At 36.9% G+C, this 12,264-nt stretch carries 14 protein-coding genes; 5 read left to right on the forward strand and 9 right to left on the reverse strand.

Going from position 1 to position 12,264, the window contains the following annotated elements; genetic code table 11:
* Nucleotides 1–19: 19 nt before the first annotated feature.
* The 4 genes from AC4QJR_RS18425 to AC4QJR_RS18440 all read right to left on the reverse strand — a co-directional run bounded on the left by AC4QJR_RS18425 (nucleotide 20) and on the right by AC4QJR_RS18440 (nucleotide 3,392).
* Nucleotides 20–508: a L,D-transpeptidase family protein gene (locus AC4QJR_RS18425; RefSeq protein ID WP_098574945.1), complete on the reverse strand. Its 489-nt coding sequence runs from the start codon at nucleotides 506–508 to the stop codon at nucleotides 20–22.
* Nucleotides 509–568: 60 nt separating this feature from the next.
* Nucleotides 569–2,071, reverse strand: coding sequence for an aminotransferase class V-fold PLP-dependent enzyme (locus AC4QJR_RS18430; protein ID WP_496523808.1), 1,503 nt, complete (start codon nucleotides 2,069–2,071; stop codon nucleotides 569–571).
* Nucleotides 2,072–2,206: 135 nt separating this feature from the next.
* Entirely contained in the window at nucleotides 2,207–2,554 is a 348-nt protein-coding gene (locus tag AC4QJR_RS18435) for a hypothetical protein (protein ID WP_026563700.1), read from the reverse strand.
* A gap of 103 nt (nucleotides 2,555–2,657) precedes the next feature.
* A complete protein-coding gene (locus AC4QJR_RS18440; RefSeq protein ID WP_496523809.1) occupies nucleotides 2,658–3,392 on the reverse strand; it encodes a polysaccharide deacetylase family protein in 735 nt (244 codons plus the stop codon).
* Nucleotides 3,393–3,540: 148 nt separating this feature from the next.
* On the opposite strand from AC4QJR_RS18440, the gene AC4QJR_RS18445 reads away from it, so the two are divergent.
* Nucleotides 3,541–4,332: a Cof-type HAD-IIB family hydrolase gene (locus AC4QJR_RS18445; protein WP_375374896.1), complete on the forward strand. Its 792-nt coding sequence runs from the start codon at nucleotides 3,541–3,543 to the stop codon at nucleotides 4,330–4,332.
* Between the two features lie 59 nt (nucleotides 4,333–4,391).
* Here the strand turns inward: AC4QJR_RS18445 and AC4QJR_RS18450 are convergent, their stop codons facing one another.
* Nucleotides 4,392–5,228 carry a DMT family transporter gene (locus AC4QJR_RS18450; RefSeq protein ID WP_375374897.1) on the reverse strand — a complete coding sequence of 279 codons (837 nt, stop codon included), beginning with the start codon at nucleotides 5,226–5,228 and terminating at the stop codon, nucleotides 4,392–4,394.
* Nucleotides 5,229–5,472: 244 nt separating this feature from the next.
* Between AC4QJR_RS18450 and AC4QJR_RS18455 the strand changes: the two genes are divergently transcribed.
* A complete protein-coding gene (locus AC4QJR_RS18455; protein WP_496523810.1) occupies nucleotides 5,473–6,339 on the forward strand; it encodes a MerR family transcriptional regulator in 867 nt (288 codons plus the stop codon).
* Nucleotides 6,340–6,379: 40 nt separating this feature from the next.
* Complete coding sequence (locus AC4QJR_RS18460; protein WP_496523811.1) at nucleotides 6,380–6,904, forward strand: MerR family transcriptional regulator; 525 nt, start codon at nucleotides 6,380–6,382, stop codon at nucleotides 6,902–6,904.
* A 55-nt stretch (nucleotides 6,905–6,959) separates the two neighbouring features.
* On the opposite strand, the gene AC4QJR_RS18465 is transcribed toward AC4QJR_RS18460, so the two are convergent.
* A complete protein-coding gene (locus AC4QJR_RS18465) occupies nucleotides 6,960–7,946 on the reverse strand; it encodes an acyltransferase family protein (protein WP_496523812.1) in 987 nt (328 codons plus the stop codon).
* Between the two features lie 299 nt (nucleotides 7,947–8,245).
* On the reverse strand, nucleotides 8,246–9,487 hold the full coding sequence (locus tag AC4QJR_RS18470) for a DHH family phosphoesterase (protein WP_496523813.1): 1,242 nt from the start codon (nucleotides 9,485–9,487) through the stop codon (nucleotides 8,246–8,248).
* Nucleotides 9,488–9,692: 205 nt separating this feature from the next.
* Between AC4QJR_RS18470 and AC4QJR_RS18475 the strand changes: the two genes are divergently transcribed.
* Nucleotides 9,693–10,664: an NAD(P)H-dependent flavin oxidoreductase gene (locus tag AC4QJR_RS18475; RefSeq protein ID WP_496523814.1), complete on the forward strand. Its 972-nt coding sequence runs from the start codon at nucleotides 9,693–9,695 to the stop codon at nucleotides 10,662–10,664.
* A gap of 47 nt (nucleotides 10,665–10,711) precedes the next feature.
* Here the strand turns inward: AC4QJR_RS18475 and AC4QJR_RS18480 are convergent, their stop codons facing one another.
* On the reverse strand, nucleotides 10,712–11,197 hold the full coding sequence (locus tag AC4QJR_RS18480) for a nitroreductase family protein (protein WP_375374903.1): 486 nt from the start codon (nucleotides 11,195–11,197) through the stop codon (nucleotides 10,712–10,714).
* A gap of 135 nt (nucleotides 11,198–11,332) precedes the next feature.
* Here AC4QJR_RS18480 and AC4QJR_RS18485 point away from each other — a divergent pair, with 135 nt between their 5' ends.
* Nucleotides 11,333–11,458 (forward strand): hypothetical protein, encoded by a 126-nt coding sequence (locus AC4QJR_RS18485; RefSeq protein WP_285851459.1) that lies wholly within the window; start codon nucleotides 11,333–11,335, stop codon nucleotides 11,456–11,458.
* A 52-nt stretch (nucleotides 11,459–11,510) separates the two neighbouring features.
* On the opposite strand, the gene AC4QJR_RS18490 is transcribed toward AC4QJR_RS18485, so the two are convergent.
* Nucleotides 11,511–12,194: a M50 family metallopeptidase gene (locus AC4QJR_RS18490; protein WP_496523815.1), complete on the reverse strand. Its 684-nt coding sequence runs from the start codon at nucleotides 12,192–12,194 to the stop codon at nucleotides 11,511–11,513.
* Nucleotides 12,195–12,264 lie beyond the last annotated feature (70 nt).

Genomic DNA, 12,264 nt, shown 5'->3' on the forward strand with positions numbered 1-12,264 from the left:
AAAATCTGCCTTTTCTCACTTAAGGACGTATCAATACGCGAGTTCCATTAGGTACCATCTCTGCAAGTTGTAATACATCCCGATTATACATTCTTACACAGCCATGAGAGACCGCTTTCCCTATCGAACTTGGGTTGTTGGTACCATGAATACCATAGCCCTGTTTTGATAACGACAGCCACAATACGCCGAAGGGGCCCCCGGGATTATATTGCCGATTAACAATCACGAAATCCCCAGTTGGTGTATTTGTCAACATCTTCCCTACGGCGATGGGAAAAATTTTCACTAGTCTGCCATTATTGTATAATGAAAGTCTTCGTTTACCAACAGAGATTTGAATGGAATATGGAATCGTAGAAGGCTCTGGCAGACCTGGAATTTGAATTTTTTGTCCCACATGTAAATGCCCGACCCCAGGATTAGCTGCATAAAGGCTTTGGAGACTTACGCGATAATTTGCAGAGATAATCCCCAGCGTTTCCCCTGGCTTAACTGTGTGAATCATATGACCCCACCTTTCTCTTGACAGCATATGCCCAAACAAGTTTGTGGGTAACCTTATTCATTATTCAAATCGAAATAGCGGAGCCATGTCCTCTCTTTGGTGGTGGACATAAAAGTAATCATTACTTGCCTTATCATAAAGATAATCATTCTTCCATTCATTAATGTTTAAGATAATTTCTCTTATCGCATTTACAAACAACATAATTTCTTCATTGGTCATAATCGGATGTATTGAGAACCGTACCCATCCTGGTTTCTGCGACATGTCCCCCTGGTTAATTTTCTCAGTAATTTGTAAAGAGGATTCTTTATCAATATGAAGGAGATGATGCCCGTAGGTCCCTGCACAAGAGCACCCTCCTCTTACCTGAATTCCAAACCGATCATTGAGCAGGCGAACAATTAAATTGTAATGGATATTTTCAATATAAAACGAAACAATCCCGAGACGATCGCTTTTATGTCCAGCTAATATATGAACACCCGGTATGTCACCTAATTTAGGTAATAGGATACTTAACTGCTCTTTCTCACGTTTCAATATATTGTCTACACCCATTTGTTCTTTCAAGTTCAAGCATAGGGCGGTCCGAATCGCTTGAAGAATACCGGGTGTCCCGCCATCCTCCCGCAACTCGATATCAGCATAATATTGGTGCCCTCCCCATGGATTCGTCCATGTCACCGTTCCGCCCCCTGGATGGTCTGGAACATGATTTGAATACAGTCGAGTATCAAAAACCAATACCCCACTAGTACCCGGTCCTCCTAGAAACTTATGCGGAGAGAAAAAGATGGCATCAAGTTTTTCTAAGGGATCCACTGGATGCATATTGATCGTTACATACGGAGCTGATGCTGCGAAATCCACTAAGCAGATCCCGCCATGTTGATGCATGATTTTGGCTAATTGATGATAGGGAGTTTGAAGCCCTGTAACATTCGAGCATGCTGTAAACGAACCAATCTTCATTCTTCTATTTTTATAATGCTGAAGCATCTGGACCAACTGATTACAGTCCACATTACCACCATAGTCTGGAGGTAAAATAACTACATCCCCTATTGTTTCAAGCCACGATGTTTGGTTGGAATGATGTTCCATATGCGTAATAAAAATAATGGGCCGCTCACTCTCGGGAAGTGCCAGCCGCGATTTCCACTGTTCATGTACTCTAATTCCCAATAGTCTTTGAAACTTATTCATAACAGATGTCATTCCAAATCCATCGAGAATCAGGGCATCATGTTCGTCGGCATTTACATGGTCCTTAATAATTTGTTTGGATTGATTATATATTCCTGTCATCATTAAACTGGTTATATTCGATTCTGTATGTGTATTGGCCATAAATGGGCCAAATACATCTGAAATCTTCTGCTCGATGGGACGATAAAGACGCCCGCTGGCCGTCCAATCCGCATAGACAATTTTCTTTTTTCCAAGAGGAGATTCAAATTCTTGGTTTATCCCAATTACTTGTGAGCGAAACGGTTGAAAATACTCCTCAAGGTTATCTGGGATTCGATAGGTTTTGCTGCCGATCGTAGCGGTAATCATTTGTTTCACACCTCACAATTAAACTCTTGCTTCAATATATGCATGAAATGGATACACTGGTCCTATACAACAGCCAAATAAAAAAAGCAGCCTAATCACAATGATCAGGCCGCTAATTGTAGGATGAAGTTATTGTTAATAAGTAGTAATTTTCGCCGATTCTTTTTTGGTTACTTCCTCAATCTTTTGAATAAACATTTGAAATACACGCCTTTTTTCTTCTAAGTCCTTTATGTATTCTTTAAGCTGATTATAGCTTTCTTCAAAAGGTTTATGATACATATCACGAATTTTTTCAATAATTTCTTCGTTTACTGTCGATTGAATCACTTGCTTGGTGATTCCATATTTGTAGGAATATACTTTTAATTCCTGTGCTACCTCATCGTACTCATTCGCAATCTCAGTTAAAACTAGTGAGATATCATCCTTCCACTCATCTAGTGATTTTTGTAAGTAGGATTTTACCATTGTCTCTTCCATATAAACACCCGCCCTAATAGAGTCATAGTTATGTTTTACTATTATAGCGTTGTTTGATTACATACAGATTGCGGACAGTTTACAGTGTCTTTTCATTATCTGCTTACTCTACCTTCACCGCTTGTTCAAAATCAGCGAGCATGGTTGAATATTTTATATAAATCCGTGGTAAATAGTAGAGTTCGTTTTTAAAGCCCATCAGAGAAAATGGACCTGGCGTAGTTGTGAGTCCAAATTGATAATATTTTTTTGTTTCTGCCACCACATGTTCATTCGTATTTCCATAAGGGTATGCGATTGCAATTACCGGTTTCCCTGTTATTTTCTGAATTTTTTCTTTCGATTCCTTCAGTTCGTATTCTATGTTATTCACTTTGGTTAAATCAGGATGTGTCGATGTATGTGACTGAACTGAGATTAATCCTGTATTTACTAGCATTCTTAGATCCGAATTTGTTAAGCGGTTCGTTCTACCGATGAAATCGGAAATCACAAAAAAGGTAGCAGTCGGATGAAAATTTCTATTTGACAGCTTTTGTAGAATTGAAAACGCATGGAGATTGTTTTTATACCCGTCATCTAAGGTGATAAATATTGGCTTTCGGACTGATTCTATATCCTGCCAACGCTCGAAAGTTAATAAGGTATACCCATGGTCTCTTAAATAGGTCATTTGTTTCTCGAAGTTTTCTGGTGTCACATATAGCTCCTTAGAGCCAGTCCCACTATATTGGTCGATGGAGTGATAGACTAGAATCGGAACTTTTTGCTTTGCTGCCACATTTTTTGGAAGTCCTAAAATGAGAAGAGACAGGAATAGAAGGAACATCTTTTTCATAATTTTTTTGCCTCACTTTTTCATATTGATGTCTATTCCCTTTATTATTCCTCCAAGCTTGGAAAACAACACAATTAGATAAATGTGACTTCCATTATCGAAAAGTGGTAGACTAAAACCAATAATTTTTGAAGAAGGAGCTAGGGACGTGACCAATTACAAAGTTTTATTTTTAGATATTGATGGAACACTACTGAGACCTGATGATACAATCGAGGATTCCACCAAAGAAGCCATTTCACAAGTCCAAGCAAAAGGGGTGGAGGTTTTCTTAGCAACCGGGAGGCCGCTTCATGAAATAGATGAACTTGGCAAGGAGTTGAATATTCATTCATTCATTGGTTATAACGGAGCCTATGCCATTTATAAAGGGAAGGACCTCTACCAGAAACCAATGAACAGCTCAACCGTTACAAAATTCTTAGAAATTGCAAAGGAAAATCAGCATGAAGTGGTCCTTTATACAAATAGTAAGAACGTTTTTACCAATATAGAAGCAGAGATTAGCACTGAATTTATGCACAAATTTCACTTACACAAAAATGAACCGTATTCACCGGCAGTCAATAACGCTGTCTTAGGGATGACACTGGTGAATTTAAAAAAAGACGATCCTGCCCTTTATCAGGAAAATGAAGAGGAAATCCACTTATCACAAGTCAATGTCGACGGAATGCGCCATTGTTATGATGTCATTCAAGATAGTGTGAACAAAGGTTTTGGAGTTCAAGTAGTATTAGAGAGACTTGGAATCGATAAGGAAAGTTCAATTGCCTTTGGAGATGGAATGAACGATAAGGAAATGCTTCAAACTGTGGGGGAAGGCTTTGCGATGGGAAACGGACATCCTGATCTTTTTCAATATGCCAAACATAAAACGACAGAGGTCACTAATTCTGGTATTTTTAATGGATTGAAAAAGCTTGGTCTCATTAACTAAAGTTTGAGCTAGAAAAAAAGTGCAGAACCTTTCAATTAAACTGAAAGGCCTGCACTTTTTTATAACTTCGTAAAAATGATCCCAACTATGGCAGTAAGAACGCCAATAACTTGATACCTTTTAAGTTTTTCTTTATAAAGCAGAAATCCAGCTAGAACAACGACTAGACAATTTAGACTTACTACTGGAAAGACGATACTAGCTGTCCCTGTTTTAAGTGCGTAGAAATAACAACTATAGCCTAAAATACTAATTAGACCTACAATCGAACCCACATTGACTTCTGATCTCTGCCATTTTTCCTTTGTCAGGACACTACAAATAATTAAATAAATACTTCCGCCACCATACATAGAGATGAGGATATTCAATGAATTGAGATGCATATAAGAGGTTGTTTTCATTAAAATCCCTAATATTCCAAAGGATACAATCGCTAGGCCCACACGAATCATCCAAGGAAGATAATTGGTCCTTCGTTTTTTTTCCGTTGAATATTGAATTGCCATGGCAGACCCTAGCATAAATACAATCCCTAACCACTGAATCAATGTAATTTGTTCATGAAAAACAAAGGCTGCACAAATGATTGGAAATATAGTATTCGTGCCTATTAATGGTGAGGTTAAACTAGCAGGCCCTTTTTCAAAAGCCTTTGACATTTGGATATTGCCGTTTGCATTTAGTATACCAATCAAAGCTCCCAGCAGAATAGTCATTACGTTTAGATGAACGGTTTCATTAACAATCGCAAATCCTAATGTTAAGACAAAGGCAACAAAATAAAAAAAGAACTGTATATGTACCTTCGAGACCCTCATCCCCGTACTCCACTTAAAAATCGTATTATTTGCCCCGAAGCAAACCATAGTAATAAAGGCCGCTGCAATCCACATGTTGCTCCTTCTTTCTTTATCTTTTTCACTTCATATAATAAACCTCTATATCATTTCTCTCAATTGTTTTTTTGCAAATATTTATTTTAGAAAATGCTTTTCGCAAAAAAAATGTTGTTATTTCATGGTTTCCGTCTTGTTTTGATAGCTTTTGTCATCTTGCAGGAAAAAGTAATACCAAATGGTGAATAACTTACAGAAGATGAATTATTTCCTAGATAAATAGAAAGGAATGACTGTTCTAATGAAGACCTATACCTTAAAAGAAGCGGCAAAAAAAATAAATATCAAACCAGGCGTTGTCCGTCAGTGGGAAAAAGATTTAGAGGAATTACTCGAGATTCCCCGAACAAAGCAAGGGGCAAGGATTTATACAGAATTAGAAATTGAAAAACTAGTAGAAATTAAAAGAATGTATGAAAATAAATTAACTAAGGAAGAAATTAGAGAAATTATGCATAAGAAATTACATCCCGAAAGTGAATTAATACAAGAGATTACTCAAGTTTCACTCGAGGTCCTTTCAGAACCCTCCGCGCAAATTACTATACAGGATGCCATTGATGCGCATCAGTTTTTCGAAGCAATGGATACGTATAAGGAAACTTTCTTAAGCGAAGTAAAAAATGAAATACGTAATGTTGTGCGAAAGGAAGTAGTGGAAGAAGTAAAGAAGGAAATAAACAAAGGGACCTATACAACCGTTAAGTCAATCTCTGACTCTATATATAAATCATCTGCTAACACGCAGGCAGAAATCCAAGATTTATCAAAGAGCTTAGAAAAAGCATCTGAACTCTCGGCAGACTCCTTACACTACCTTTCTAACAATATTACCAACGCAGCAATCGAAACTTCTCAGGAAATTTATACACTCTCCAAACAGTTATCAGAAACATCAGAGGAATTATCCCACTATGTAGATGTTACAAACAACGAAATCTCAAGTTTAACGGAGGCCATGAACAAAGAGCGCGAATTCTTCCTTGAAGAGCGAGAACAATACCGACAAGAAATTACACAACGTGAAATTGCCTTTCAACAAATGTTGAACAGCTATCGGGATGTAGCAGCAACAAAAGAAAAGAAATGGTGGAAATTCTGGTCTTAATTTAGGTTAAGATTTAATTAATTCATTGGAGGGATTCGAAATGAATACTAGTGAAGTAGCAAAATTATTAGGTGTTTCTACCAGTACTATTCAACGCTGGGTCAAACAGCTCGAGTTACCAATGGAAAGAAATGAGCGCGGACATTATCATTTTAACAACGAGGATATCGAAGTATTAAAAAAAATCCATGAACAACTCCAAAATGGAACATTAATCCAGGAAATCACACCAATCAAAGAGAACAAAATTCCTAGAAAAGGTGCTGTAAAGGCCGTAGAAAACAATCACGCATTAGAAGAATTGACTGCAAAAGTTAGTAAATTAGAAATTGCCCTTCATTCCAAGGCAGATTCTGTTGTTTCATATCAACTCTTACAGCACCGGCGTGAAATAGAAGAATTACAATCTCAAGTAAATGAATTAACTAGGCAACTTGAACAATTCCAAAAGCTTCTTAGTAAAGTGAATATACCTTCTCAATTAGATGACCCTATGGTATTTGATTCAAGTAAGGGTAAAAGAAAAAAGAAAAATATTGTCAGCTCATTATTTGGATTCTTATAACATTAAAAAGAGCCGAACAGGTATATGTTCGGCTCTTTACGATTCCCTTAATTACTTAAATCTTTAATTCCACAATAGGACGCGTATATTTTTTAGTGACGTAGCTGCCAAGGATTAAACAGATGACGAAAGAAAGGATAATTAGTAAAAGATATTGTCCTGAGAAATTAAATAAATTTTGGTCAATAACGGCTACTTCAAGTGATTTGATTATAAAACCATGTAACAAATAGACATACAACGTTCTTTCACCTATTTTCGATACCTTTAGTGGGTTGGAAGGTATAACCGTGAGAAATCCGTAGACGACAATTAATGTCAGCAGATATTGGAAGCCTCGATAAAGTCCATCCACCCATTCCTCTTGTCCCATATTGGCATAGGAAGTATCTCCCAAAAGCCACGGCACGACGTTATGCGGTAAACTGAACCCAAAAGAAAACAGCGTTCCGAGAATAATAACTAATCCAACATGACGTGAATATTTTGAACGAATCGCTTTTTTCAACTGATCGCCATTTAGTAAAAAACCCAATAAAAAATACGGAAAAAAGACAAATGTTCTAGACAAGCTTAAATAGCTACCCACATCATCAATAAATCCAATGGCTATTCCTAATACGATGGAGAAACAAAATCCGACCCATCTAAATCTGGCAAAAACATAAAGTAATAAATTCCAACAAAACAAACTCAGCAAAAACCATAGTGACCAATGTGGATGTAAAAAATCGAACTCCAGACTAGCTTCCTGACCATTTAAATAATAATAAACCGAATAAATGATTTGGAAAATGAAATAAGGCAATAATATTTTTTTAATTGACTTTACAATATAGCCTTTCTTTTTAAAACCCTTTGCAAAGTATCCAGAGATAAAAATAAATGCTGGCATGTGAAAGAGAAAAATGACTGTATATAAAGTAAATAGAATCCCGTCTTCCTCTTTTAACGGACTTATTAGGTGCCCAAAGACAACCAGAAAAATCAAGATAAATTTGGCATTGTCAAAATACTTACTCCTTTTTGAAGTTGAAGCCATCCTATCACCCCATTATTTTTTATCAAAAAGGTATTTTGAAATAATGTTAAATTTGATACTCCATTAATTCCCCTTATCCAAACCATAAAATATAGTGTCTAAAACCATTATACCGTTTGAATATTACAGGAGGATGTTAACGGAATTACTTTCTGTTTCACGATAATTACGATACTGAAATAACACTAACAAATACCTACGATTATACTACCATTCACGCCTTAACGGAATCTTAATTTTTAATAATCCCCAATTTATGACGCAAAGAGAGCTTGGGAATCCCAAGCTCTCTTTTACTTCTAAAGTATATCGACTAAGTAATTGCTGATAATCTCCGCATGGTTATCCTTTATCTTATCAATTGGCATCTTTAGTGTGGCAGATAACTGATAGAGATAATCTTGGTCATACTGAAGCCAAGAAGAAAAATTTCTTTTGAGATAACGCTCAGCAGTTTCAAATGTAGCAAAGGTTTGATCCAGTTTCTTCTTATTGTGCACAATAAAATATTCACTCTCACTGCTAGGGATGATGTATGTAATATCACCCATTTGATTTTGAAAAGCTGTCCCAGAATGAGAAGTCTTCACGTTATATTCATTCCGATCCGCATCTGGTTTAAGCGGCAGAATTCCAAACACATCCACCACAAATTGCTTAAACGCCTCACTTGTCATTTCAGAACCAGATGCTTTTGGATGTCCACCTCCACCATATCTCTTTGCAAATTTTGCGACATTTACTTCATCATGAATGGTTCGAAAACCCATTTTCTTTCCACTCATATTCAATAGAATAATCATATCCATATGCGGATATAAATTATTTAGCGCATTTCCTAACTCCGATAAATATTGTTCTGCGTGTACGATCCCTACACAATAATCATCAATAAAGGTTTGAACAATTTGTCGGCTTTTTGAATAAATATATCGATTAATCTTTTGTTCCTCAATATCTAGAAGCATATTCTCCGTTTCAGATAACATAAACGATTTGGTATTTTCCGTTAACCTCTTAAGCATTTCTTCTTCAAACTGCTCTCTATTCCGTATGTAAAATAAATCATTTAGGCGTTTCGCCGTTACATTATTGGTTTCATCCCATTCCCACGTATCGTATTGGCGGACTAACTCAATAAATTCCTCAAGCGCCTTATTTCTCTCCATGATTCCATTTGAAATCAAGTGATCATAAAATAATGAAGTGGCACATGTCTTCTTGCCCGTTTCATACTCGGGAATAACGCTTCCCCATTTATATTCATTAAAATGCAAGGCTGTCACATGATGATCAATCATTTGAACAGGTTTGCCTTGTTTAAACCGCTCCTCGAGTTTTTTTTCCACATGCTCATTTACCGCCAAGTCGGTAATATATATTTCTACATTATTATTCTCAGGGTTTTTAATCACTGCTTCCACTCTTTGATTTAAATTCCTATAAGAACAGTAAAATACATTCGCTTTTTCTCCAAAAGCAAGTTTCGCGATTAGCCCGCATCCAAGCCCATCAAGGTCTATATCAGTAAATAAAATCATGACAATTACCACCATCCATTTTTAACTTCATTTCGTATCGTTTGGTTTCAACAATTTTTTTATACGGAATGTTGTTATGAATTAACATCAAGTTTATTGTAACATATTAGAAATTCATACCACCTGCCATTATGACCTGGTGATAGTAATCACAGACATCTCTAAAATGAAATGGTATGATGCATGAGAAGTTTCTACAAAAACAATGAAACGGGGTAATAAATTGAACTTTCCACAACTTAAAATAGGTCATATGATGCCAAAGGTTCCGATTATGCAAGGCGGTATGGGTGTAGGTATATCACTTAGTAAATTGGCATCAGCTGTCGCAAATGCTGGCGGTATTGGGATTATCTCTGGAACAGGGATTTCCACGGACGAAATGAGAGCACATATTAGAAAGGCGAAAAGTCTGGTTAAAGATGCTGGATACATCGGTGTTAATGTTCTATTCGCGATGAATGACTTTGCTGAAAAAATGAAAGCTGCCCTTGAAGAGAAAGTTGATTTTATTATCTCGGGTGCTGGAATTTCAAGAGATATGTATGCATGGGGAAAACAAGCAGGAATTCCAGTTATTTCAATCGTCTCATCTGCTAAATTAGCTAGGATTTCCGAAAGACTTGGGGCTGCAGCGGTTGTCGTTGAAGGCTTTGAAGCAGGTGGTCACCTTGGCACCGACCGCCCAATGTTTGATATCCTACCTGAAGTGGTTGAAGCAGTTTCCATACCGGTTATTGCTGCAGGAGGTATTCTGACTGGCGGAGATATTGCAAGAGCGCTTGCTATGGGCGCCTCAGGAGTTCAAATGGGGACACGTTTTGTCGCCAGCGAAGAATGTGATGCCCCATTAGCTTTTAAGCAAAAATATGTTGATGCAAGAAAAGATGATTTAGTTTTAGTTAAAACTACAGTAGGTCTTCATGGAAGGGCAATAAACAATCATTTTGCTAAATTAATTAGTGGAAAGGACAAGTTAAAAATCACTAAATGCATTGATTGCTTAAAAAATTGTTCCTATCGATTCTGTACTATGGATTCTTTATTGGTTTCGATGGGAGGCGACGTCGAAAATGGGCTTGTGTTTGCTGGAGCGAGAGTCGGCGAAATTCAAGATATTCTCCCTGTTCAAGAAATTATCGACACTCTTACATTAGAATACAATGAGGCTACCTAGCTTATATTAAGAGCCAACCATTCATCGGTTGGCTCTTTCTTTTCCTATCAAGGCAAGTTACTTATTTTATTCTTAATTGGTGTCCGTGGTTTTGGCTCTGGAATCACTTCGGGATATCCTACTCCAAGTACGCCTATTATGTCATATCCGTCCGGTACTTGAAGGATAGCCCTGTTTTTTGGCGTGATGCCGATAGATGACCAAAAGGTCCCAACCCCTTCTGACCACGCAGCTAAATTAAAATTTTGAATAAAGCACGCCGTTGCCATTGCGTTTTCCTCAGTTTCCACTGTTGTTGCTCCACGCTTTGATAAGACCATCATAACCATTGGTGCGTTTCCAAAATTTGTTTTATGGTTTAGCTTTTCTCTCGTTTCTGCTCCAATAAAAAAAATCTCCCATGGTTCCGTCATGCGGTGATTGGGTGCCATTGATGCAGCCTCTAACCATGTATCGATTAAATTTTGGTCAATCTCCATGGATTTAAATTTTTTTATGTTTCTACGTGTTTTAATTGCATCTAAAGTATCCAATTACATACTCACCCTTCCGTTTTAGCTGCTCACTATAATAGCTTATGCTTCCATTCTTAACTTTGTATTAAATGGGAGTAAAAAGTTCTCCCTTGCACAAAATAATCTCCGAGGTAACTAAAAAGGAGGCTTATTATGACTAACAAGAATGATAACAGAGAACGAAAAAATAAATACCCTAACAACAAAAATCAAGATACAGAGTTTTCAAAAGAAAAAGATATTCGCAGTGAGATGACGAAAAAAGATTTACAAAAATAATCTAAACAAGCCCGCAGAAACAAGGCGGGCTTCTAATATTAGCTGAATTTCTTCAACTCCCAAGCTTGTAATATCCTCTTTTTAACCCATAGAAACAAAACCACAGAGCCTGAACCATGAAGAAAAGCCCCCAAAATTGTGCTGGAAGGACTCCTGTGAGCCTGGCTAGATTTGATGCATCCCCTGCGGCCTGTGGTTGAAATAAGCTGATGTAAAAGATTTCATACGCACTTTGGACGGAATCAACCATTAATATCGAGGCAATCAAGAGTAATAAATGATCCTTGAAATTTTGACTTCCCTTAATAAGCAGGAACAAAAAAACAATGGCAAATGAACATAACCAAAACAAACCATATGGATTTCTTACCCAAAAGATAAGATTCAAGGCAATAAAACCTAACAATAGATCCACCAGAACAATTTGTTTCTTCTTTCCAATTAATAAAAATGATATAAATGACATAAAAGAGGCAAAGGTGTATCCACCTAGGCTTGTTAACAAACTGCCAATCCAGGTTGACTGATTACTGTATGTCGCCCCTTCGGAGTTCATAAATAACGATATTCGTTCGACATTCCCGCCAAAAAGAGCAATTAATGCATGACCCGACTCATGGATAAGCGTATTGATGACTTTTACATAGTTTCCTAGAATGGGCACATGAATCAACAGAAAAGCTAATACGAGGAAAAGGAAAAACTTCGCACTGAATTTGTTCCGAACAAAGCTCATAATAAATTCTCCTCTTTTGGTATTTAGTAATACCTCCATTTTAACATCTTTTGTTAATTCTTTTGCACAA

The organism is Neobacillus sp. BP17, assembly GCF_059579525.1.